Origin of the sequence: Mycobacterium sp. MOTT36Y (genome assembly GCF_000262165.1) — a bacterium.
Lineage (GTDB): Bacteria > Actinomycetota > Actinomycetes > Mycobacteriales > Mycobacteriaceae > Mycobacterium > Mycobacterium intracellulare.
Map to the genome: position 1 here is coordinate 3,130,920 of NC_017904.1, position 25,198 is coordinate 3,156,117.

General features: G+C 64.9%; 14 protein-coding genes. 12 read left to right on the plus strand and 2 right to left on the minus strand.

Going from position 1 to position 25,198, the window contains the following annotated elements; all coding sequences use genetic code 11:
• Positions 1-140: 140 nt before the first annotated feature.
• The 8 genes from W7S_RS14230 (at position 141) to W7S_RS14265 (ending at position 9,246) form a co-directional block, all read left to right on the plus strand.
• Positions 141-1,214 (plus strand): hypothetical protein, encoded by a 1,074-nt coding sequence (locus tag W7S_RS14230; RefSeq protein ID WP_050593740.1) that lies wholly within the window; start codon positions 141-143, stop codon positions 1,212-1,214.
• Positions 1,207-2,145 carry an NADH-quinone oxidoreductase subunit H gene (locus W7S_RS14235; RefSeq protein WP_014711825.1) on the plus strand — a complete coding sequence of 313 codons (939 nt, stop codon included), beginning with the start codon at positions 1,207-1,209 and terminating at the stop codon, positions 2,143-2,145. Before W7S_RS14230 ends, W7S_RS14235 begins: the two co-directional genes overlap by 8 nt.
• Before the next feature lie 3 nt (positions 2,146-2,148).
• Entirely contained in the window at positions 2,149-2,712 is a 564-nt protein-coding gene (locus W7S_RS14240) for an NADH-quinone oxidoreductase subunit J (protein WP_014711826.1), read from the plus strand.
• Positions 2,709-3,011 (plus strand): NADH-quinone oxidoreductase subunit K, encoded by a 303-nt coding sequence (locus W7S_RS14245; protein ID WP_014711827.1) that lies wholly within the window; start codon positions 2,709-2,711, stop codon positions 3,009-3,011. Before W7S_RS14240 ends, W7S_RS14245 begins: the two co-directional genes overlap by 4 nt.
• A gap of 32 nt (positions 3,012-3,043) precedes the next feature.
• Positions 3,044-4,861 carry a proton-conducting transporter membrane subunit gene (locus W7S_RS14250; protein ID WP_014711828.1) on the plus strand — a complete coding sequence of 606 codons (1,818 nt, stop codon included), beginning with the start codon at positions 3,044-3,046 and terminating at the stop codon, positions 4,859-4,861.
• A 2-nt stretch (positions 4,862-4,863) separates the two neighbouring features.
• Complete coding sequence (locus W7S_RS14255; protein ID WP_014711829.1) at positions 4,864-6,354, plus strand: NuoM family protein; 1,491 nt, start codon at positions 4,864-4,866, stop codon at positions 6,352-6,354.
• 18 nt (positions 6,355-6,372) lie between these two features.
• The gene (locus W7S_RS14260; RefSeq protein WP_014711830.1) at positions 6,373-7,776 is read left to right on the plus strand and encodes an NADH-quinone oxidoreductase subunit N; all 1,404 of its coding nucleotides are present in this window, start codon (positions 6,373-6,375) and stop codon (positions 7,774-7,776) included.
• 93 nt (positions 7,777-7,869) lie between these two features.
• On the plus strand, positions 7,870-9,246 hold the full coding sequence (locus W7S_RS14265; protein ID WP_020822733.1) for a SagB family peptide dehydrogenase: 1,377 nt from the start codon (positions 7,870-7,872) through the stop codon (positions 9,244-9,246).
• A gap of 206 nt (positions 9,247-9,452) precedes the next feature.
• On the opposite strand, the gene W7S_RS14270 is transcribed toward W7S_RS14265, so the two are convergent.
• The gene (locus W7S_RS14270) at positions 9,453-14,009 is read right to left on the minus strand and encodes a non-ribosomal peptide synthetase (RefSeq protein ID WP_014711832.1); all 4,557 of its coding nucleotides are present in this window, start codon (positions 14,007-14,009) and stop codon (positions 9,453-9,455) included.
• 19 nt (positions 14,010-14,028) lie between these two features.
• A complete protein-coding gene (locus tag W7S_RS14275) occupies positions 14,029-19,059 on the minus strand; it encodes a non-ribosomal peptide synthetase (RefSeq protein WP_014711833.1) in 5,031 nt (1,676 codons plus the stop codon).
• 259 nt (positions 19,060-19,318) lie between these two features.
• Between W7S_RS14275 and W7S_RS14280 the strand changes: the two genes are divergently transcribed.
• The 4 genes from W7S_RS14280 to nbtC all read left to right on the plus strand — a co-directional run bounded on the left by W7S_RS14280 (position 19,319) and on the right by nbtC (position 25,197).
• Positions 19,319-19,876 carry a GNAT family N-acetyltransferase gene (locus W7S_RS14280; protein WP_014711834.1) on the plus strand — a complete coding sequence of 186 codons (558 nt, stop codon included), beginning with the start codon at positions 19,319-19,321 and terminating at the stop codon, positions 19,874-19,876.
• Between the two features lie 162 nt (positions 19,877-20,038).
• Positions 20,039-20,797 carry a thioesterase II family protein gene (locus W7S_RS14285; protein ID WP_014711835.1) on the plus strand — a complete coding sequence of 253 codons (759 nt, stop codon included), beginning with the start codon at positions 20,039-20,041 and terminating at the stop codon, positions 20,795-20,797.
• Positions 20,794-22,092 carry a polyketide synthase gene (locus tag W7S_RS14290; RefSeq protein WP_014711836.1) on the plus strand — a complete coding sequence of 433 codons (1,299 nt, stop codon included), beginning with the start codon at positions 20,794-20,796 and terminating at the stop codon, positions 22,090-22,092. Before W7S_RS14285 ends, W7S_RS14290 begins: the two co-directional genes overlap by 4 nt.
• 3 nt (positions 22,093-22,095) lie before the next feature.
• Positions 22,096-25,197 (plus strand): nocobactin polyketide synthase NbtC, encoded by a 3,102-nt coding sequence (gene nbtC / locus W7S_RS14295; RefSeq protein WP_020822736.1) that lies wholly within the window; start codon positions 22,096-22,098, stop codon positions 25,195-25,197.
• Position 25,198: the final 1 nt, after the last annotated feature.

The window sequence follows — 25,198 nt, forward strand, 5'->3', positions numbered from 1 at the left end:
CTGTCCGCCGGGTCCACGTCCTGACCGTCGAGGTCCCAGGCGATTGGGTTCTGCGCGCAGCGGTGGAGCGCTGTGTCGCTGCTCGGGGCTGGTGTGCAGCGGTGTCCCCGGCGGACGCCGATGCACTAGCGGTATGCGGCATGCCCGGGTCCGAGTTGGGCGAAGTCGTCGAAAGGATCTGGGACCAACTGCCCGGCCCCCGTGTCCGCATCGACATTACTGACAAGGAGTCGATCGATTCTGCGCTGGACCGCGCAGGCGCGGAGCTGCTCGATTGCGGGCGACAACGAGACGACGCCCGTGATCGCGCACAATCGCCCCGCCCGGACCACAGTGGCCACCACGGCGGAACAGCCCATGGCGGCACGGATCACCGCGGCATGAACCACGGCGCAATGGACCACAATGGCCACCACGGCATGGACCACAGCGCGATGGAGCACGGCGACATGGACCACCACAACATGGACCACGGCGCGATGGACCATAGTGGCCACCACGGCATGGACCACGGCGGCATGGAGATGGCACCCGCCGGCATTGCTCTGGCCGAAGGCGGAGAGGACCGCGATGGCCTCGAGATGGATGTCCTGCACTTGCGTCTCGGCCCGGTCCTCCCGCACTGGCCGGCGGGGTTGGTATTGCGGTGCTCATTGCAGGGAGACGTCCTCGCCGAGGCCGAGGCATGGATCGTCGATAACGACCATGAAAGCCGATATAAGGCCCCGCCGGAACGCACCGAATTGGTGGTGGCTGCCCGACAGTGCGACCACGTCGTCGATCTGCTGGAGTTGTCGGGGTGGCCGCGGGCGGCGGCCATAGCGCGGCAGGCGAGGGACCTGTTGCTGGGCGACTCTGACGTTGACCGAGCGCGGGAGCTGCTCGACGGCCTGCACAAGATGCTCGGCAAGTCCAGGTTGCTGCGCTGGTCGTTACGCGACCTCGCGCCGCTGACATCTGAAAGTCTCGACCGTCATGAGCTGCCCGCGGCACTTGCCGGCGATACCTACGACCGGCTACTCACCCGAGTCGGTCTAGCGCGCACTCTGTTGCGAGAACCCTTAAATTCCAGTCTATTTGAACTTGACTCGACAAAGATAAGCGATGTGCTACCGGCCCTGGTGCGCGGCCTGGACATGGCCACTGCCCGCCTGGTAGTCGCCAGTCTCGGCATCGACACCGCGCGCGCAAACGAGAGCATCCCTCATGGGTGACCCGACGGTTACGTCGGTGCCAGGCGTCTGGGCGCTCGGCGCCGCCGGGTTGCTCGGAGCACTCGGCCTCTATGCCGCCTCCCTCGATGGTGTGCTGACCGACCGCGGCAACGGTGTCCGCACGGGCGGAGCGGCCACACCGCTGTGGGAGGCGGCGCGGCTGATGCGGCAGCGTCGGCGCACCATCGTCGCGGCGGACGCGATGCTGTGGCGGGTCGGCGCCACGGGTCTGATCGTCGCCGCCATGTTGATGGTGACCGTGGTGCCGCTGGGCCGATGGACGCTGTTCGATCTCGATGTCGGCGTCGTGTGGTTCAACGCGATGGACGTGATGGTGTGGGCGCTGGTGTGGCTCGCCGGTTGGGGTCCGAATTCGGCGCATTCGCTGATCGGCGGCTACCGATTCCTGGCCCACGGCCTGGGCTATGAGCTCCCGCTCATGTTCGCGCTGGTCGCTCCGGCCATTGCAGCCCAAAGCCTGCGTGTCGGCGCGGTCGCCGCGGCTCAGCAGCAATTGTGGTTCGCGGTATGGATGCCAATCGCGTTTGTCGTCTATTGTCTTGGGGTAGCGGCCTTTTCGGTATGGGGCCCGTTCACGCCGGCGCTTGGCGCCGACGTCGCCGGCGGCGTGACCACGGAACTCTCCGGTGTGGACCGGCTAGTGTTCCACGCCGGGCGATACGCGCTGCTGGTCGCCGGTGCCGCGTTCGCCGTGCCGATGTTCCTCGGCGGCGGCGACGGACCGTTGCTACCGGCTTGGTTGTGGGTGTTGCTCAAAACCGTTGTACTGCTGACGGTTTTGGTATGGCTGCGTAGACGGGTTCCCGTCTTTCGGCCGGAGAAGTTCATGGAGTTCGGCTGGGTGGTCCTGCTGCCGGCCGTCCTGTTGCAAGACCTGGTCGTGGCCATAATCGCTACTTGGAGGAGCTGATACATGATCGTCGACGTGGTCTTCTGGATCTGCGCGGCGATCGCCGTGCTCGCCGGTGCGGCCGTCTTCCGGGTGACCTCGATGGCGCGCGCCACGTATGCGCTGGCGGTGTCGTTCGTCGCCGTGGGTGTCGCGGTGCTGCTGCTGGCGCAGAACTACATCGGCGTGGTGACGATCTTGATGATGGTGATGGAGATGGCGGTGATGGCCGTCTATATGGTCATGTTCATGGGCATGAACCCGGCGCTGATGCCGATGAGCATGGTGCACGACAAGCGCCGGGCCCTCACCGCGGCCGTGGGCACCTTCGTTCTGCTGGCGACCGGGATCCTGCTGGTCGACTGGCCATCGCGGCGCGGTGCACCACCACGCGATGTCACCGTGGCGCTCGGGGAGGAGTTGATGGGACCGAAGATGCTCGCGATGGCCGTTATCAGCCCAATCATGGTGGCCACCATTGTGGCCGCGATTGTGTTGGCGGCCAAGCGGAGCCGTTACGACCGGTTCGGCGATGACTTGAAACAACGTCCCGCCCGCGACCCGCAGCCGGGAGGTGTCGGGAGATGACCCTCGACACGGTGCTGCTGGTAGCGGCCGCGTTGTTCAGCATCGGACTCTACGGTGCGCTCTCCCAACAGGTCGTGGTGATGGTGATGATGGGTCTCGAGTTGATGATCAACGCGATCATCCTTGCCGCCGCGGGCTTTTGGTGGTTCCTCGCGCCGGCGCCCACCGGCCAGGTTTTGCTGCTGGTGATCATCGCGGCGATGACCGTGGAGATGGCGATGGGCTTCGCCGTCGCGACGCTGCTACACCGCGACCACCGGGCCGACATGACCGATATGGCCGCCGAGCTGTCCGGCTGACCGTGGCAGGGGGCACACCAGCGCAGCTTTGGTTGTGGTTGCTGATCCTCGCGCCGGCCGTGGCCGGCGCGACGTTACTGCTGGGCCGCCGGTTCGAGCGGTACGCCGCGGCGATCTCGGTGACCGCGGCGGCAGTCATGCTGGTGTCGTCGATCGTCGTGGGCTTTGCCCGCCCGGAACTGGCCGTGGCGTTCATGGCCGGCACGGAATTCGCGTTACGGATAGATGCGCTGGCCGCGGTGGTAGTTCCGATGGTGGCGGCGGTGACGCTGCTGGTGTTGGTATTCGCCGCCGGGGACATTCGGGAAGCGCCGGGCCGGTTCCACGGGTTGATGCTGTTATTCGCCTCGGCTGTCGCCGTAACCGCGTCGGCAACGACGTTGCCGACGCTGCTGTTGGCGTGGGAGGTGATGGGGGCGGCGTCGTACGCGCTGATCGGGTTCAGGTGGCGCGACGAGTACCGAATGTCGGCCGGGCTCACCGCCTTCCTGACCACCCGCACCGCCGACCTCGGCCTCTACCTGGCCGCGGCGGCTGCGCTGGCCGGTGGCGCGGGGCTTGCGCTGGCCGACCTGCCCGACGCGAGCGGCGGCTGGCGGCACGTCATCGCGTTCGGGGTGCTGCTCGCGGCGCTCGGCAAGGCCGCGCAGCTGCCGTTCTCGTTCTGGCTGTCCCGGGCCATGGAGGGTCCCAGCGCGGTCAGCGCGCTACTGCACTCGGCCGCGATGGTCGCCATGGGCGCATATCTGCTGCTGCGGACGCAGCCGCTGCTCGCGGCCACCGGGTGGGCCGCGCCGGCCGCGGCATGGATAGGTGGGGGAACTGCGCTGCTGTTGGGCGCGGTCGCGGTGGCGCAGCGTGATCTCAAACAGCTGCTGGCGGCCTCGACCGCAGCGCAGCTCGGATTCGTGGTGATGGCCGCGGGTGTGGGCGCCGTCGGCGGCGGCGCCGCGCAGCTGATCGCCCACGCCTTCACCAAGGCCGGATTGTTCCTTGCGGCCGGCGCCTGGTTGTCGGTACTGGGCACCAAGCAGCTCGACGACCTTTGGGGGGTCGCGCGACGGTGGCGGCTCCTGGGCTGGTCGGCCACCGTCGGCGCCCTGGCTCTGGCCGGCGTTGCGCCGCTGTCGCTATGGGCGACCAAAGACACGGTGCTGACCGCAGCCCTGCACTACTCCCCCGCCCTCTACGCCGTGGGATTGGCCGCGTCGGCTCTCTCGGCGGCCTATGCCGGAAAGGTCCTAACCGTGCTGTGGCGCACCAAAGCTGCCGACAGCAGCCCCGGCGTCACGCGAGACGCTCTCGGCCCCAACGCCTTCCAGCAGGCCCCTATCGTCGTCCTCGCGGTCGGCGCCGCAGCGGCGGTAGTGTTGGCGTTGCCGCCGGCCGGCTCGGCTCTTACCCGGGCGCTGCGCGGCACCGCGAGCCCACCCGCGACGGCGCTCGAGCTGCTAGGCTCGGCAGCGCTAGCGGTCATCGTCGTCGCGGCGGTGGCGCGCTGGTGGGTACCCGAGCCCCGGTGGGCAGGCGGCTGGCTCGGCCTGGAGCAGGTCGCTCATCTCCTCGTCGTCCGGCCCACATTCGGCCTCGCACGCATCCTGGCGCGATTCGACGACCGGGTGCTCGACCGGGCCGTGGAGGCAACCGCCATCCACTCGCTACGGGCAGCGCACCGTTTGGCGCACACGGACATTCGCGCGGTCGACGGTGCGGTGGAAGCGGTCGCGGGTTGGATGCGCCGGCTCGGTGAATTGGCGCGCCGACCGCAAACCGGCCAGCTGCACCAGTACTACCTCGCGGCTGTGGTGGTGCTGGCATTCGGTGTCGTGGTCCTGGTCGTAGCGAGGTGAGCGTGCTCAGTGTGATCGTTTTCCTGCCGCTAGCGGCGGCCCTGGTGTTGCTGGCGCTGCCGCGGCTTGGCGGTGCTGCGGCAAACTGGATTTGGGTTGCGGTCACAGCCGCCGATGTGGCGCTGACTGCGGTGGTGTGGGCGCTCTATCGGACGCCCCGGCCGGGTGCATTGGCGTTCGAGGAGAAGGCCCGATGGATACCCGGGGTCAACAGCAGCTACCACCTAGGGGTCGACGGGCTATCGCTGCCGCTGGTCGTCATGACGGCGGTGATCTTTCTGGCCTGTGCCCTCTACAGCCTGCGCGGCCGCGACCGGCCTAAACCGCTGGCCGCGCTGTTTTTGTTCCTGCAGACGGTGAGCCTGGGTCTGTTCGTGTCCGCCGACCTGATTCTGTTCTTTGTTTTCTTCGATTTATCCATCGTGGCAATGTATTTCGTGATCGCGGGCTGGGGCCATGGCGACGCCGGCCGGTCGGCGCTGAAGTTTTTCCTCTACACCTTCCTGGGTTCGCTGGCGCTGCTCGTCGGTTTCATCGGCCTGTATATCGCGGCCCAGCCGCACACGTTCGACATGGTGACCCTGGCCGCCAGCACACCTCTGGGCGGCAGCCCCGTCGCCGGCGGCTTGGTTCTCGCGGCGATCCTGCTGGGACTGGCAGTCAAGACTCCCACCGTCCCGTTCCATACCTGGCTGCCGCCGGCGCACACCGATGCCCCCGCGGTCGGCTCGGCGGTGCTCGCCGGGGTGCTGCTGAAGATGGGCGCCTACGGGTTCGTGCGGATAGCAATGCCGATGCTGCCGCAGGCCTGGCGCGCGTGGGCGTGGGTGATCATCGTCGTCGGCGTGGTGTCGGTGCTCTACGGCGCGCTGGTGGCGTTGGCCCAAAACGACTTCAAGCGGATGGTCGCCTACACGTCGGTCAACCATATGGGCTACATCGTGCTCGCGGTCGGTGCGGCCGGGCTGATCGCGGGTGACACCGCCCAGGCTCGCGGGGTTGCGGTCACGGGCGCCGTCACCCAGATGGTCAGCCACGGTTTGATCACCGGTGCGCTGTTTTTGATCGCCGGCGTGTTTTACGAGCGCGCTGGGACATACGACATGAACACCTTCGGAGGGCTCGCCGGGCCGGCCCCGAAACTGGCTTGGCTCTTTGCCGTCGGCGCATTCGCCTCCCTGGGCTTGCCGGGCTTCTCCGGCTTCATCGCCGAATTCCAGATCTTCACCGGCAGTATCGCCGCCGCACCGATCACCGCCGTCGCGCTGCCCGGCATTCTGGTCACCGCGGCGCTGTTTCTGCTCGCGCTGCAGCGCATCTTCACGGGCGAGACGCGCGGACACTCGGTGGGATTTGCCGACCTCCGTTATTCCGAAACGTGTTCTGTCGGAATGCTTCTCGCCTTATCCGTCGCCATAGGCGTGTTTCCGCGGCCGTTGCTCGATCTGATCGAACCGGCCGCTCACGCGCTCGTCGGGCTGGTCGGGCGGTAGCCGGACGTGGAGACGGGGATGCGGCCGCTGCTGATGCTGCCCGAGATGCTGGTGTTCGGCGGCGGGCTCGTGGTGCTGATCAGCGGATCGTTCCTGGCCCGGCGCCGGCAGTGGTGGGCCCGGGGAGTCGCCGCCGCCGCGCTGTGCGGTGCCATCGCCGTCGCGGTGGTCGGGATGGCCGGTCCGGATCGGACCGCTTTTGACGGCACCTTCGCCGCCGACACCGCCACGGGCGTGGCGCGGATCGTGGTCATGGTCGGGACGCTGTTGGTGCTCGCGGTGGCCGCCGGTGAAATCGCCGGCTCGGTCCGCGAAAGCGAAACGTACGCACTGCTGCTGTTTTGCACCGCCGGAGTTATGGTCCTGGCCGGAGCCGACGATCTGCTCGTGCTGATAACCGGATATCTGCTGGCCGGCATTCCGCTCTATGGGCTGATCGGGCTGGTGCGCTCCGCGAAGGGCGCCGAGGCGACGATGAAGGCCTACCTGATCGGCGCATTATTCGGGATCGTCCTGATGCTCGGCGTGACCGTGCTCTACGGGGCTTCCGGCACCACCCGCTACGGCGACCTGGCGGCCGGTCTTGGCAGCGCACCAGGTGGTGCCATCGCCGCAGGACTGCTCGGTGTCGTCGCGGGCCTGATGTTCGAAGCCGGCGGCGTGCCCGCGCACTTCTGGATTCCGGATGCGGCAGAAGGCGCGAACGGCACCGCCGCCATGTTCTTGACCACCGTGCCGAAGGTCGGGGCGCTGCTCGCGCTCTACCGCCTGGTCGACGTGCTGCCCGGAAAGACGGCCTGGCCGTTACTGGTCGCGGTGATCGCCGTCGCCAGCATGACGCTGGGCAACCTCGCCGCCTACTGGCAGCACGACCCCCGACGACTACTGGGCTGGTCGACGATCAGCCAGGTCGGCTACCTGCTCGTTCCGATCGCCGTGGCGGGCCGCAGCGACCTCGCGCTCCCGTCGTTGCTCTTCTATCTCGCCGGCTACACGCTCACCAACAGCGCGGCATTCGCTGTGAGCACAGCGCTGCCGGCCCGGCGCCACCTCGACTCCTACCGGGGTCTGGCTTACGTTCGGCCCTGGCTGGCCGGTGCGCTGGTGGTCGCGCTGCTCGGCCTGGTCGGAACTCCGCCGACGGCGGTCTTCATCGGCAAGCTCACCACGGCGACGGCGGCGTGGGACGGTAGCCAGGCATGGCTCGCCGTGGTTGTCTTCGTCAACTCCGTGGTTAGTCTCTTCTACTATCTGCGCTGGATCATCCCGTCATTCCAGCGGCCCGCCGAAGGCATGAGAGACAGCGTCGTCACGGCGGAGAAATGGTCCGCACGGACCGCGATAGTGGCGGCGGGCCTTAGTCTGGGGCTCGGAATCGCAGCCGGTGCCGTCTGGGAAATGCTCCCCAGATCGCTGATGTAGCCCGCGGAACTGCTGGCCCGCATGAACTGTGCCTCGCTTACGCTGAGGGAGTCGACATGGTGGATCAAATAGGGAAGCGGAAGGGTTAGCGGATTGCCCGACGTCACATACCCCGGCCAAACGAGATTCGCGTTCCGTTCCGGTGTCACCTGCTTGGTCACGCCCGCTGGAGCGGTGCTGCTGAATCCTCCGCGCAGCGAGAAGCTGACCCAATTGACCCCTGGCCAGCTACAGGCACTCAAAACGCTGAATCTCGGGCCGGCAACGCTGTCGGAGATACTCACGCCGACGAACGAAAGCGGTGTCGGCACGCTGATTGATCAGCTCGCCACGAGCGGTTGGCTGACGGTCACGGTCCGCGACGAAAAGAACGATTTTTACTCCATCCTGCCGTTCGGGCGGCCCGCGACACGGCCGGCGCCGATGTCGCCGCGTTCCTTCGCGCTATCGAAATTTGCTGTACTGCACCGAGACTCAGAGGGCTTCGTCCTTGAGCATCCGCTGGCATGGTGTGATGTGCGCATCCACGACTCACGCCTGCTTGTCCTACTCGACGGGCCCGCAGCAGACGCCTCAGGCATGCCGAGCGCCGTCACCTCGCGGTTCATCGAGGATCTGCACTGGTGTGGCATCCTCACCCACCTCGGCGACGAAGACGGCAGGTTCGATGCTCTCAGCTGGAGCGCACCGGATCTGTGGTTTCACCGCCGCAGCACGCTGGGTCAACGCACCGTCACCTGGGAGCGTTTCGGCCCGACCAAGTGGGCGAAGGGTCGATTCCCGCAGCCGCCCGCGCGCAGGACAAATTATCCGGGTGAGCCTATTGCCCTTCAGGTTCCCGATCTGGCGGCCATACGAATGCAGGACCCGACTTTGACGGCCGTCCTCGAAGACCGAGTTTCCACAAGGACATTCGATGACGCCCGCCCGATTACTGTTGGGCAGTTGGCCGAACTGCTCTACCGCACAGCGCGAACGCGGAGAACCGAACTCGTCGCCGACGGCGAGGAACTCGTGTCACGCCCGTACCCTTCTGGTGGCAGTCTGTATGAGCTGGAGCTCTACCCTGTGGTGCGCAATGTCGCCGGACTCGCGCCGGGAATGTACCACTACGACTCGTTCGACCATGTGCTACGCCCTGTCGCTGGACCAGATTCGAAGGCCGTGTCCCAGCTGTTGAAACCGGCCGCAGCAACTCTCACCGGAGGTGCCGAGCCGCAAGTGCTCGTCGTCATGGCTGCACGTTGCGGTCGCATCATGTGGACCTACGAGCAGATCGCCTATGCCGCCATCCTCAAAGATGTCGGCGTCCTCATGCAGACGATCTACCTGGCCGCGACCGCGATGGGCCTCGGCGCGTGCGCGCAAGGCTTCGGTGATACCGCCGCTTTCGTCGCGGCCACCGGTGTCGATGAACTACAGGAGTGCAGCGTCGGCAGTATCATCGTCGGGTCGCCCGCCCCGAACTAGCCCTCGGCGAGAATCTGCTCGTTGGTCAATGCTGCGACGTCGAGGCAGTGGGGTGCAATGACGGCCAGAGCGCGCGAGTCGGGGCAGCCGGCATTGAATCGTCGCCGAGCCCAAAGAAATTGGCGTGCACGCCAACCGTCGGTGCGATGCGGTGCGGTGCGGTGCGGTCGCTGACCGGGACGGTGGGTAGTTCGGGCGCCAGCTTTCTATGCGGGGCTTTTAGTCAATCCGGCTGCGAGCGCGGCTATGCCGCGCTGCCAGAATTGCGTCAGTCGTTCGATATCGGAGTGCCCGAACAGGGCATCGCTCCAGAGCCAGTTAGCCGTCAGTTGCGGACCCTCCGGTGTTCCCCGTATCGCCACGGCGAGGTACAGCGCAAAACGCAGTGGCAGATCTGGCTCAGGGTCGACGGGCAATGCGTCGACTTGGTCGCCGGCAATTAAGGACCAGGGCTGATCCGTTCCACCGGCGAGGTCGAGGCGGCCCAAGTAGCTGAACATGATCTGAGGTTCGACAGAATCCTGCAGTTCTGGAACGTGGTCCACATAACGAAGCAGTCCATAGTCCAGACCTTCATTCGGGACCATCCTCAAATGGTCAGCCACGGAATCTAATAGCGCTCGGGCCGCTGCCGGATCACATTCTGCCTGCTCGGCGTCGACACCTGATGCACCCACTCCGAGCCGTACCGGGTAGGCAGTCGTAAACCAACCGACCGTGTTGGTGGTGTCGGTCCCCAAAATAGCGTCCGCGCGCCCATGGCTCTCCATCGTGACGAGCGTGCCTGCCGCAAAGTTTTGTTCACGAGTACGCCGCCAACTCGCGACGGCCATCGTGAGCGCGGCCAGCAAGAATTCGTCCATGCCCTCATCTCTGGTGAGCGCTGTGAGCACGCGCTCAGTGACGTCGATCGGTGTGAGTGCCCGTGTGACCCGCAGAGTCGACCACGTGTCACGCGTCGGATCAGGGTGCCGCCTACCCAGCGCAGGATCGGGCCCGTGAACCTGCGCTGTCCAGTAACCGCGCTGGCTTTGCACTTCGGCCGTAGCGGCCCGCTGCCACATCAGCTCCGACCAGCGGCGGTAAGAAGTGAACTCGGGCATCGTTTTCGGCGTTGCACCCGATGTCACCGAGCGCCACGCCTCCGCGAGATCCCCGAGCATGATGTGCCAGGAAACCACGTCGACCGCCAGGTGATGCGCGGTGATCAGCAGCATCTCGCCTTGCCCGGCGCTGGACAACCAAACGGCGCGCACCATGGCACCTGAGTGGGGATCGATCTCGTCGGTGACCTTACGCGCCGAATGTGTCAAGACCGCATTGAATTCCGCGGCGGACGATTTCGGTAGCTCAACACGCGTGAGCACGTCAGCGGCACGGACCACGCCGGGTTCGCGGGTAACCAGGCGTGGCCCCTCAGCGGTCTCGATCAGAATCGATCGCAGAGTGTCGTGCCCGTCGAGTAACAGTTGCAGCATCGTCTCGATTGATAGACAGTCGATTTCAGACGGCAATCGCAGTAACACGGTATGGGTGAATCGGCGGTAGTTTCCGTACTCGTAGAGCCAGGACACCATCGGCAGCGGCGGGATCTCACCGTATTCGATGTTTTCGACGGCCGCATCGGATTCCGGCGCCGCATCGACAGCAGCAGCGAGTTGGCGAATTGTCGGAGCGCTGAACACCATCCGTGGACTCAATGTGAGACCGCGCCGCCGTGCCTTATGGACCACCGAGATCGCCACAATGCTGTCTAACCCAAGTGAGAAGAAGTCATCGTCGATGTGCGGCACTACGCCGTTAAATTGTTCTTCGAATATTTTGCACAGTGATCGTTCGGTGTCGGTGGACGCCGATGCCGCCCCGCCTTCAGTGACACGCAAGAGCGCATCCTCGGCAAGCCGGTCCAATGCACCACCATCCAGCTTGCCGTTCGCGTTCACCGGCAGCTGAGGCATCGCCACGATTCGGGCGGGAACCATGTAAGGCGGCAGCCGTTCAGCGAGCGCGGCACGCAACCGCACCAGGTCGGCAGCCATATCCTCCTGCCACACAACAAAACCCACGAGGCTTGTGCCACTGTCGCGACGCAGAACGGTAACCGCGGCATCGTGTATCTGTGGCTGGCCACGCAGGGCCGCCTCGATCTCGCCGATCTCCACGCGGTAGCCACGTATCTTGACCTGGCAGTCGCAGCGTCCCACATAGGAGTATCCGCCGTGCGGCAGGCGACGTACCAGGTCACCGGTGCGGTACATGCGTTGACCGGGACGCAGCGGGTCCGCCACGAAGCGAGCCGCGGTCATCGCAGACCTGCCGACATAGCCACGGGCCAGCTGCGCCCCGGACAGATAGAGCTCGCCCACCACACCGTCCGGCACCATCCGCAACGCCGAATCTAGGACGTAACCGACGGTTCCAGCGTTTGCGGTGCCGATCGTCGGCTTTTGATATTCCGTGACCGGTGCCACCACCGCTTCGACCGTCGTTTCGGTGGGGCCATAGCAGTTGTAGACGGCCGTTTTAGAAGTTGGCGACGGAGCGCGCAATTGCTCCCACAGCGCGGTATCGATTGCTTCACCGCCGAGGGCCAGCACCGAAAGAGAGTGGTCCAAAAGTCCCGCGGCACGCAGTTGGAGAAACATCGACGGGGTGGTGTCGATCATGTCGATCTGGTTGGCGGCCATCCCTTTCACGAGCCGATCTGCGTCGCGCATCTCCTCGGCGTCGAACAGGTGGATTGCATGCCCGTCGAGCAGGCCGACCATGGGCTGCCACGAGGCGTCAAAGCTCAGGGACCAGGCGTGGGCGATCCGCAGCGGGCGGCCCAGGCGCGCCGAAGCCGCCCGGTAGACACGGTCGCGGTGGTCAGCGAAATAGCTGAGTAAAGCCGCATTGGTGCCGATGACGCCCTTGGGTTCACCGGTCGAGCCCGAGGTGAAGATGACATACGCGCTGTGCTCGAGGTGACGGCGAACCGCCGGCGTGGCGGCTGCGCGTTGCGAGATGCGCTCGGCGGCAGCGCGATCGTCGATAACCACTGTGGCGACCCGGCCGCTTACCAACTCCGTGTAGCCGGCTTCGGCGATGGCAAGTACCGGATTTGCTTGCCGCAAAATAGATTCGATACGCGCGTTCGGCAACGTGATATCGACCGGCAGATAGGCGCCACCGGCGGCGAGCACCGCCAGGATGGCGACGATGGATCGGGTCGAGCGCGGCAGCACCAGCGCAACGACTTTTTCCGGTCCTATGCCCTGCTCCGCCAACTCCCCCGCGAGCCGGCAAGCGTGCGCGTGTAGTTCGGCATAGGTATAGCACTCACCACCGCCGGTAGTCAGGGCGACGGCATGCGGTGTGTCGTGGACCTGCCGCTCGAACGTCTCCCACACCGAAGTGCTCTCCGAAGTGGGCAGCGGCCGCGTCGCAAGTCCTTCGAACTCGGCGCGCTCCGCCGTGGTGAGAATATCCAGTGCATCGGGCGTGTCGTCGCCAATATCGGGGAGTTGACGCAGCACGGCGAGCAAGCGCTCGCCGATCTGGGAGGGCCGAAGATGCGAAAGTGCCTCGGGAATCGCCTCGACCAGTACCAACAGCGCGTCGTCTCGCATGTGCGAGACCACAGTCAACGGGTAGTGCGTGAGACTCTCCATCTCTGCCGGACTGAACCGGGCTCCGTCTGGTGTGATCACCGTCCGGATAGCGTCCTCGATCGGTGCGTTCTCGAAGACGAATAGCGAATCAAAGAGGGTTCCCCGGCCATGCTCACGCTGGATTTCCGACAGGCTGAGATAACCGATGTCGCGCATCGCCGATGACTCGCGCTGCAACCGGGCGCATTGCTCCACCACCGAGTCGGCGGTGCTCACCTGGTGCACCACCGGCACGGCGTTGATGAACAGTCCGACCATGGTTTCCACGCCGGGCAGGTTTTCCGGCCGGCCGGACACGATGGTGCCGAAAACGACATCGCGACGGTCGGTGAGCCTGCTGAGCACAACCGCCCACGCGAATAGCACCGCGGTGTTGAGGGTAAGACCGTTGCGACCCGCCCACTGTCGCAGCCGCACCGTATCGGCCGCAGGCAACAGCAATTCGGTCTTTTCCGGCACGCCCTCGCCCGCGGCGACGGTCCCGTCTGCCACCATGAGCGGGCCGGACACACCCTGCAGATACGTCATCCACTGGGCGGCCGCGGCCGCCCTGTCCTGCTGGGCGAGCCAGACGATGTAGTCACGGTACGGGCGCGCGGTCGGTAGCCCGTCGGTCGATCCTCCCGCCCGATACACGGTGAGCATCTCGGTGAAGAACACGGCGAGGGACCAGCCATCGACCAGAATATGGTGGGCGGTGAAAATCATCCGGCGCCTGGTCTCGCCGGGAGTGCCAAGCAGCACAACCCGCAATGCCGGTCCACGACTCAGATCGAACGGGCGGCGCCGCTCCGATCGTGCGATGGCATCGAATTCCGTTGGCGGTGCGAACCGTTCGGACCAGGGCAGCTCGGCCTGCGTGGGCACGATCTGCACGGGCTTCGGTACATCACGATCCCAGAAGGCGGCGCGCAGATTCGGGTGTCGGACCAGCATGGCTTGAGCGCTGCGGCGGAGCAGCTCGAGATCGACTGGTCCGTCGACATCGACGACGAACTGCATGCTGTAAAGGTCGATACTGTCCTGCGCCAATCGGTATAACGCAAACAGCCCTTCCTGCAAAGGGCTGAGAGCGAGCACGTCCTCGATCTGCGGCGGAGCTGTGGTCACAAATACCTCACGGGTGCCGTCACGACTGGTTGAGCCAGGATGCGTTGAGTTGCGCCAACGCATCGGGGGTCAGGCCCGACGCGCTCATCGGCGTATATTCCTGCTTCGGCGGCGAATCCGCCTCGGCCGCCGGCTCACCCGCTGCCGCGTCGACCGCCGCGGCCAGCTCGCCGATGGTCATGTACTCGAACACCATTCCCGGCGTGAAGGCCAGTCCCTGCGCGGTGGCCTGCGCCGACCATTTAATGGAGATGATGCTGTCACCGCCGAGCGCGAAGAAGTTGTCGTCGCGATCGAGACCGGTGACGTCGAGCAATTCCTCCAGCAAGGTGATGAGGATCCGCTCGGTTTCCACCGAGCCTGCGGTGGCCGGTTTCGATGGCGCAGCGATGGGCGGGGCCGGCGGGGCGAAAAGTTTCTCCAAATCATCCGTGGGAAGCAACTCCACGCTGGACACTGGACGGTCCGGCGCCGTCGCGAACGCATCGAGTGCTGCGTTCAGAGCGGCGGCGATAAGGGCAACCGTCGCAGGTTCGTAGAGATCGGCATTGGCGACGACGCGCACGTCGAGTTCACCGCCCGGCGTCACGCTCATGCCCACGTCCAGATCCAGTAGTGAGACCTCGAAGTCCATCGGAAGCGGTACGACCGTGGTGCCGCCGGTCTCGGTGAGAGGGCGCGGTATCAGCGCCCAGTCCTCTCCGCGAAAGTGGATCATGTTCTGAAACAGCGGGTTTCGGGACCGCGAGCGCGGTGGGTTGAGAGCCTCAACCAGACGTTCGATGGGCAGCTCTTGGTGTGCGAATGCGTCGAGCACCGTGTGGCGGCTACGGGTGAGCATGGTGCGCAGGCTTGGATCACCGGACAGATCGTCGCGCAGCACCACCACGTTGGCGAACAAGCCGATCAGATTAGCCGTGATCGGTTCGACACGGGACGCGACCGGACTGCCGAGCGGAATGTCCGTCCCTCCGCCGAGCTTGTGCAGCACTACCGCCAGGGCGGCCTGGTAAACCATGAACTCGCTGGCGACATTTTGCTCGGCAAGCTGTGTCAAGGACGCCCGGCGGGTGGCGGGCACGGTGAAAGTCACCACCTCCCCACGCTTTCCGAGCGCCGGCGGGCGGGAATAATCGTGGGCAACCGAGACCTCGTCGGGCAACCCAGCGAGGGCGTCACGCCAATACGCCAGCTCAGCCTGTCCCCATAGGGAAGCGAATGCATCTCGTTGCCACAGTGCGTAGTCCACGAACTGGATCGGCGATGTGGTCCACTGCGGCGCCTGCCCTTGGTGCCGCGCGCGGTAGGCGGTGACGAGGTCGTCAAAGAAGATCCCCAGAGAGGCGTGATCGCTGACGATGTGGTGAACGACCACCAATAGCACATGCGTATCCGTGCCCAGCGCCAACAGGGTGACCGTAATCAACGGCCCCGACTCGGGCGTAAACACGTGCCGGCGCAGCTGCGCCACCGCGTCATCGAAGCCGTCCGGGGTGACCTTCCGGACTTTTAGTTCCAACTGCAAGCTCGGGTGCACGATTTGATACGGAACGCCTTCGTGCTCATCGAAGTTCGTGCGCAGGGCCTCGTGGCGCTTAACGACGTCGTTGACCGCCTCGGTGAGGGCGACGATGTCCAGGGGACCGTCGAACCGAAGCGCAAAGGGCATGTTAAAGCCGTCCCCCGCCCCTTCCATCCGATACTGGAACCACGCGGCGAGCTGCGAGTAGGACAACGGGAGCCGCTCCGGGCGAACAGATTCGACGAGTTCTGGGCGGCTCGATTGCGACGCCGTCGTTGCGTCGTCGAAAGTGTCCTCGGCGTCCATCGCGTCAAGGTCGATATCGAACTCGGCACGGAACTGCTCGACCAGCGCAGCCGCCAATCCGGCCGGGGTGGGCGTATCGAACACGGCGCGAACGGTCAGCTCTATGCCGAATTCGGCACGGATCTGCGCGACCAGCCGAGCCGCCAGCAGGGAATGGCCACCCAGCCCGAAGAATGAGTCGTCAGCACCCACACGCTCCCAGCCGAACAGCTCGGCGAAAATCGAGCACATCCGGCGCTCGGTCTCGGTCGCCGGCTCACGGTAGCGGCGCACGGCGATAGGCGTAGGTGCGGGCAGTGCCCGTTTGTCCAGTTTGCCGCTCACAGTCAGCGGGATCTCATGGATAACCGCAAATGCGCTGGGCACCATGTATTCAGGCAGCGCCGAGGCGGCATGTGCGCGTATCTCATCGAGATCTGAGTCGGCGGAGAGGTGCTCATCAGCCGCTGGCACCAGGTACGCGGCCAGCATGGGCCCAGCCTCGGTGTCTTCCACGGATACGAGGCAGTGCCGCACCGCTGGATGCGCTGTGATCACGGACTCGACCTCACCGAGCTCGATGCGGAAGCCACGAATCTTGACCTGCTCGTCGGCTCGGCCGACGAATTCCAGGTCGCCAGAGATGTTGCGGCGGACCAGGTCTCCGGATCGATACAGCCTCATGCCGGGATTGAAAGGGTCGGCGATGAATCGCTGCGCGGTCAGCCCGGGACGACCGAGATACCCACGCGCCAACTGAATGCCACCGAGGTACAGCTCACCGACGACCTCCGCGGGCACCGGTTGCAACTGCTCGTCGAGCACATAGGCGTAGACGTTGCGGTTCGGCACGCCGATCGGCACCACACGCGCGCCCTGCGACCCCGCGACCCGCTTGTGTGTCGAGCACACGACGGCCTCGGTCGGGCCATAGTGATTGCGTAGCTCCGCGTCGAAGTAGCTGGCGAATTTGTCGGCCACCTCAGTGGGAAGCGCTTCTCCGCCCACCGGCACATGACGCAACTGCCGCCATTGGCTGGCCTGCGGCAGCATCAGCAGGGTGCTCAGCATGGAGGGCACCATGTGCAGCACGGTGACGCCGCGGCGATTGATCAGCTCGGCAACGTAATCGATGTCCCCGAAGGCCTCGGGCCTGGGCACGATCAGCTGTGCGCCAAGCGACAACGGGATGAAGATGTCTGCCAGTGAAGCATCGAAGCTCACCGACGACGATTGCAGCCACCGGTCTTCTCCGGTCACGCTCCACTCGGCAATGAAACCATCCACGTGCTCGGCGATCGCGCGGTGCGAGACAGCCACGCCCTTGGGCCGCCCGGTGGAACCGGACGTGTAGATGACGTAAGCCAAGTGGTCGGGACGCAACGGACGTAGCCGGTCGGCATCGGTGAGCACGGCGTCCGACAACTGTGCGGCGGCATCTTCGGCGGGGTCGAGTTCCCGCCGCCCGATAACCGTCTGGGGTCGGGCATCCGTGACGAGGTATTGGATGCGGTCGTCGGGATAGGCGGGGTCGATCGGCAGGTAGGCCGCACCGGCTTTCAGCACGGCGAGCAGCGCGACGATGAACTCTATCGACGTGGTCATGCGCAGCCCGATGACGTCCTCCGCACCGAAGCCTCGTCCGATAAGCCAGCGCGCCAAACGATTCGCGCGAGCATGCAGGTCGGCATAGGTCACTTCACCCGCGTCGGAAACGAGCGCGACCGCGTCGGGAGCGACGGCCGCGGCTGTTTCAAGCATCGCGACCATCGTGGTGGCCGGCGTGGCGACAACTTCCCCGTGCGACTGCGCCAGGACGGCTTCCCGCTCGCCGGCGCCGAGCAAGTCCAATTTGGTGAGGCGACGTTCGGGTTCGGCCAGGGCGTTGTTCAACAGCTGCAGATAATGGGTCAGCATCTGATCAACGAGTGCCGAGCTCAACACGTCGGTCTGGTGCTCGAGCTCGACCGATACTCCCTTTGGGTCGAGCACAACCGTCAAGGCCAACGGAAGCTGGGCGGCTACCGCGCCCAATTCGAGTTGTCCTACCGTGACACCGTCCAGTATCAATCCACTTGCGCTGTTGCGCATGCTGAAACCCAAGCGGACCAGCTGGTCCATGCCATCGTGCCCTATAGCCCGTTCCGGGTTGGCTTCGCGCACCACTCGATCGATGCCGACGGACTGATGGGCGAACCCGGCAAAACAGGTTTCGCGTACCGAGTCGACGAACGAGGTGAACGTGTCGTGCGGTCGAGCCACGATCCGCAGCAATAGCGTGTTGCCGAAGTACCCGATCGCCCCCTCGGCCGGGCCGCCGCGTCCGGTGACCGGCACGGAGATCAGAAAATCTGCTGCGCCGGTATAGCGGCGCAGCAGCACGCCAAAGGCCGCCAACAACACCATAAACGGTGAAGCGGAACGGTTTCGGGCAAAATCCTCGACCCTGCCGAACATGTCGTCGGGAAGGGCGCGAGTTCGACGTTCGGCCTGCCTGGACGGCTGCGCAGCACCCACACCGGGAAGCTCCAGCGGTTCCGGTGCCGGCCGCAAAGTGTCCGTCCAGTAGCCGATGTCGGCACTGGTGGGTTCCGCCTCGTTCCCAAGCACCGCGACCGAAACGAATTGCGGCGCGTGGCCGTTCAGTTGATGACCGTTATAGGCAGCGCTCAGCTCACCGAAGAAAACAGCCCAGGAGTCGTCATCCCAACAAATGTGGTGGACGACCAGGATCAGCACGAATTCGTCCGCGCCGGAGCGGATCAGGGTTGTCCGCAACGGACGATCCTCGGTGAGGTCAAATGGCCGGCCGAACTCATCTCGCGCCAACGCCTGGATCTGGCGCTCGCGCTCGGCCTCTGAGAGATGGGTCAAATCAACTGTTCGCCAACCGATCTCAACGTCATCGGAAAATACTTGATAAGGTTCACCCTCGCTATCCACCGCGTAGGTGGTACGCAAAACGGCGTGCCGGGCAACGACCTCATTGAGGGCTGCGTGTAAGCGCGCCTCTTCCAGAGCGCCCGTCAGCCGGTAGGCGACGCAGATGTTGAGCGTAACGTCGCTTGGGTCCATGGCCTGTAGAAACCACATCCGGCGCTGGCCGGGCGACAGCCGATAACGTTCTCCCGGACAGATCCGCACCAGTTCGACCGACTCCCGCGCCGCCAGACCGCGTTCGGCGATGCGCAAACGTAACAGTTCCAGGCGACGTTGCTCCAAAGTCTTGACGTCGTCGGCCATGGCTCGCCTCACTCCCGTTATTCAGTTCGCCGGATCGATCAGAGCATGGGACGTCCTACATCCCAGATCCGGAACCCGAACGACACGACACGCATCCACGATCCCTTCGTCGCCGGCACCGTACCGCGACTGCGGGCTTATGTTAGCCTTCGCTAAGTTACAGGGCTCGTGCGCCTGCCGCGGCGACGAGATCGGATTGCCCATTGCCCTATGTGCTCGTCGCGCACCACATGGGCCCGTTCGGTCGGGAGGTACACGGGTGCAGATGCTAGATCTGCAGCAATGCCGCGCCGCGGTTGATCATGAGGTGTTCGCGGGCGAATTCTCGCTGCGCCGGCTGGACCCCGACGGCGACCTCGACCTGATGCATTGCTGGATGAACGACCCCGAGGTGGCGCGATTCTGGAGGAAGCCGTGGTCCCGCGTCCGGATTGCGTCCTATCTGCAACAACAGCACTCCAGCGCGCACTCGGTTCCATACCTGGGTCTGTTGGATAGCTTTCCGATGAGTTATTGGGAGCTCTACCGCGCCGACCTTGATCCGCTGGCCGAGTACTACCCCGCCCGCGAGCACGACGCAGGCGTGCACATGCTGCTGGGTCCACCCGAGTGTCGCGGACGGCGGCTGGCGGTGGACCTGCTACGCACGGTCTCGTCATGGCAACTGGATGCGGATCCGCAAGCCGCCCGGGTGGTCGCCGAACCCGACGTTGACAATGTGCGGGTGCTCCGGGTGCTCGACCACGCGGGGTTTCAGCGCATCACGGAGCTCGACCTGCCGAACAAGCGCGCCGCCCTCATGATCCGTGACCGATAGGGCCGACCAGCGCCGCCCCGAACCCGGACGACGGGCCGGTGCCATCTCCCGAAGGCGAGGAGCTTATGTTAGCCTACGCTAAGTTAATGACGCATGCGGTGGTCGTGCCGCCGCGGACTCCTCGCGGCGCATACAGCGACACGAAGCGAAAGGTAGCGTTGCATGCCGCGCACACTGGGGTGGATCAGACAGTTCCACGAACCGGATTTGCCCGAAAGCGTTCCGTTGCTGGTTTTTCCGCATGCTGGGGCTGGCGCGTCGGCGTACCGCGAATTTTCGAAAGCACTGCGCACGACATTCAAGGTCATTATTTTCCAGTACCCGGGACGGCAGGACCGGGCGGCTGAAGCGTCGTTGCAATCACTCCCCGAGATCGCCGCTGGAGCGTTCGGCGAATTCTGGACGTCGGAGCACAATCGCGGGATCCCGATCGTCACGTTTGGGCACAGCATGGGTGCGTTGGTCGCGTTCGAGTTTGTCCGTATCGCCGAAGCCAGCGGAATCGATGTGCGCCAGTTGAACGTCTCCGCGGCGGTTGCCCCTTGCCGCGCAGCGGCCAAGCCACCGCATCCCAAGGATGACGAGGGGATCCTCAACCATCTGGCGGCGCTGGAGGGAACTAGCACCGATGTGTTCACCGACCGCGAAATCATGAGACGGGCGCTTCCGGTGATCAAAGCCGATTACAACGCTTTTGACGTTTACTCCTGCGCCGACGACATCAAGGTAGCGGCTCCGGTACACGCGATGGGCGGTGATCAGGACCCCTATATCACGATGGGCGATCTGTACGGATGGGGCAAACATACCGACACCCTCAAGGTCACGATGTTCGACGGCGGACACTTCTACCTGGAATCGCACATAGGCGCCGTCGCGGAGTTGTTGGCGTCTAGTGCGCACCGCGAGCAGACGGCGTGAGCAGCGACGACCCGATCGTCATTTCCGGAATGGCCGTCGAGGCGCCCGGGGGAATCGACAGTCCCGCAGCCTTGTGGTCCGCACTTGCCGAAGCCAGGGAACTGATTGCCCCCTTTCCGCGCGATCGCGGCTGGCCGATCGACGATCTCCTTTCGGTGTCCGAGCTAGACAGCTGGGGGCCGGTATTCGACGCGGGCGGATTCCTCGACGGCGCAACAACATTCGACCCGCCTTTCTTCGGTATCACGCATCGCGAGGCCCTCGTGATGCAGCCCCAGCAACGGGTGGCGATGCGCGTGGCGTGGAAGGCACTGGAGAATTCGGGGATAAACCCCGGTGCGCTGGACGGCGACGACGTCGGCTGTTTCGTCGGGATGTCCCCGATGGAGTACGGCCCGCGTGCAGCCGTAGCCGATGCCCACAGCGGGCATCGGATCGCCAGCCTAGGCCAGCTGGGGGCCGCCGGGCGTATCTCGCACTGCCTTGGACTGTCCGGGCCATCGATGTGTATCGATTCGGCGTGTGCGTCGTCGTTGACCGCACTACACCTGGCAGCCACGGCGGTGCGGACGGGCGAGTGCGAATGGGCGCTTGCCGGCGCGGCGTGCGTCATGGGGTCACCGGGAGCTTTCTACGAGTTCGCAAGGCTCAATGCGCTTTCCACTGACGGGCATTGCCGCGCCTACTCGGAGGACGCCAGCGGCACCGTGTGGGGGGAAGGCGCGGGGATGGTCGTTGTCGAATCTGAATCCCGCGCACGCCGACTGGGACACCGGATCTATGGACGCATCCTGGCCGTCCGCACCAACCACAACGGCAAAGGCAAGCCGATCCTCGTACCCCGGGTGCGCGCGCAAGAGCAGCTCATCCGCAAGACAATTGACGCGGCGGGGATCGATCCGGCCGAAGTCGGAATGATCGAAGGGCACGGCACCGCGACCCGCGCGGGCGACCCGGTGGAATTGCTGGCCCTTTTCAAGACCTACGGCGCGGCGGGATCCGAGGCGCGGCTGGGCTCGTTGAAGTCGAACGCCGGGCACGCGCAAGCGGCATCCGGAATCCTCGGACTGATCAAACTGTTACTCGCCGGCCAGCACGGTCAGATCCCACCAACGCTCTTCTCGGACAACCCCACCGAGACGGTGGACTGGGACCTGACAGGCCTGCGATTGGCGACAAAACTGCACCAGTGGGAGCCCATAGGCGACGTCCGCTACGGCGCGGTCTCATCGTTCGGCGCCGGTGGCGCCAACGCGCATGCGATCATCGCGATGCCCGCAAGTTCCCTGGAGTGAATAGTGGCACCTCTTACCTACCGGCTTCCGAACGACACCATTCCCGTCCTGTTATCGGCCGAAACCCGCGAATTACTACGGTATGAGGCTGTCGCCCTCCTTTCTTATGCCGCAGACCATCCCGAGGTGACACCCGACCGGATCGCCGAAATGCTGTTTCGGACGCGGATCGCGCGCCGGCACCAAGCCCTAGTCATGGTGAGCCAGCGCGACGAGTTGATCAGCGCCCTGCACGCGGTTATCGATGAATACGAACATCCTTCGTTGGTGCGCACCAATACACCCGCCAGCACCCGCCGGCTCGCCTACGTTTTTCCCGGGCAGGGAGGCCAACGACCGGGGATGGGGCGGCTCTTTTACGAATCGATACCGGCATTCCGAACCGAGGCAGATCGCTGTGCCGAGGCATTCCAGACGCAGTTCGGCGAGTCGCCGCTGAAATACCTTCTCGACGACAAATTTCCAGCCGAAGACAGTTCGGGCGTCGTCCAGCCCGCGTTGTTCACCCAGATGGCCGGCCTGGCCGCGATGTGGCGATCATTCGGCATTGCGCCCAACGTCACCATCGGGCACAGCCAAGGCGAGATCGCCGCAGCCTACGTATCCGGGATGACCACTTTGGCAGATGCCGCGCTCGTCGTCGGGCTCCGTGCACGTGCCGCCGACGAGTTCGCCTCCGGTGATTACGCCATGGCCGTTGTCGCCGCCGACCGTGACACCTGCGAGGACTTACTCGCACGTTGCTCGGGCTGGGCGCAGCTGTCGGTGGTGAATTCCCCGAGCATGGTGGGCATTTCAGGCGATCAAGAGACGGTGCAGGGCATCGTGGACACGTTGACCGAGCGCGGCACGTTCGCGCGCGTCATTCGCGTGCAGTATCCCGCGCACAGCAGCTTGATCCATGAGCTCGCCGCTTCGGTACGTGCGTCCATGCAGCGCCAACTGCAGAATGCGAAGTTCCTCGACACCGACATCGACTGCCTCGGAGGCACTCTCGGCGGCCCCATCATGCCTGAGCTGCCGGTCGACGAATATTGGTTCTGGAACCTGCGCAACACCGTTCGCTTCGACAAAGCGATTGCGACCGCGGTGCGGCACGGCATCGATACTTTCGTCGAACTAGCCGAACATCCGACGCTGCAGTTGGCGATTCACGAGAATCTCGCCCTCCAGGCGGACGAACGCGAGGCGGTGGTGGTCGGCACGTCGGAGCGAACCGCCACCGATTTGGGCGAGTTCACCCGCGGCCTCGCGCAGGTGGCAGTACACGACCTCGACTATTCGTGGGAGTGCTTGCGCACCGAATCTGACGGCCACGTCCGGCTGCCGTTACGCGATTTCCCCAACACCCGGATGAACGAGACGCGGCTGTGGCTGCCGTATAACGAGGTTCTGCCCGTGCGTGCCCGCCAATCATCCGCTGTCACACCCGTTGCCGCAGTGACTGATTCGGCGCGCAGCCGAGCCGCAGAAGCCATACCGGCTCGCCTTCTCGTCGAGGAGTGGGTTCGGCTGTCGCAACGCTCACTGATGCCGCCGCGCGCCCTCGGAATCGTGGATCACACCGGAGCCTGCGGGGACCTGGCCACCACCTTATGCGTCGTGGCCGAAGAAATCGGCGCCACGGCTCGCATGATCAACACCGAAAGCAGCGCCGCCAGCGGCGATCTTAATACGCTCGTCATCCTGGTTCCGCAATCGCCCGAACTGGACGACGCCGCCGCAGCAGCCGAGGTCGCGACATTCTTTGCCGACCGCAGCTGGTGGCCGGGGATACACGACGCGGTCACCGACTGCTGGCTCGTAACAGTCGGCGGTGAGACGGTTGTTGCAGACGATGCGCCGCCGGACCCGGTTCACGCGGCAGCCAGCGCAGGGTTTCGCAGCATAGGTGCCGACTATCCAGGCATTGGATTCCGACACCTCGATCTCCCGCGCGGAATGACGGCGTCAGACTCGACACACGCAATCCTCACGGCGCTGCACACGGCTGAAGAATCCGAGCTGGCATTCCGCAACGGCGGCCTCTACGCCAAGCGCATCGCCGAGAGCGACACCTCCGCCGGCGACTGCGACACAGCACCCCCTGAGCATGTGCTCATCATCGGGGGAACAGGAAATCTCGGGCTCGAATTCTGCGAGCACTTCGCGCACTGCGGCGCGCAGCGAATCACTTTGGTAAGCAGATCGGGCGAGACGGCTGCCGTCGCAGATCGACTGCAGCGCATTCGTTCGGCCGCAGCGACGCCGATCCATGTCACTAGGTGCGACGTGGGCGACCAAGCAGCGGTCTCGCGACTGGCTGCCGAAAACCAAAGCGTGCCTGCGGATCTGATCATCCATGCCGCCGTAGAGTATTCGGCTGTCGAATTCCTGGACATCACCACCGAGAAAGTCGACCAGGCATTACGCGCCAAAGTTGTTGGCATCTGCCGCATATTAGGGACGTTCCCCAGGACAGACAACTGTCGGGTAGTCCTATGCTCCTCGGCCAGGGCGACGATCGGCGGCCGGGGACAGGTCGTCTACGCGGCGGCCAATCGGATACTCGACGCTATGGCGCACCGACTCCGAGCCGAGGGTTTGGACTGCGTGTCCGTGCAGTGGGGACAGTGGACCGTCCATTTTGATCTCGATGACGCCAGCATGGCGCAGCTGGCCGCCATCGGCGTCGTCCCGATGTCTCCCGCCGACGCAATCGCTTTGGGAATGCGCCGACTTCCTGGAAATGCCATCGTCGCGGCATTCGACTTCACTCGCGCACGATCAGTCCTGGAGGTCTACGGCTACGGCCCGCTGTTGTCCCAGCTGACCTCGCCCGTCGCGGCAACTTCTATCGTCGAAGCTCCAGCCCCCGTCGAGGAGACAGGTCTACCCCGACGATTGGTAAACCTGCTAGCCGAAGCCATCGGTGTCGACCGCACCGAGACGATTGACACCACCGCCCCCATGGTCGCGATCGGCCTGGATTCCCTGCAGGCACTGGAGTTACGCCGCCGTGTGAAGGCCGAATTCAATCACGATCTAGAGGTCTCGGACCTTCTCGGAGGGGCATCCCTTGCAGACGTTCTGACGCAGTTGGGCGGGCCGCGAGCTGCACCTTGAC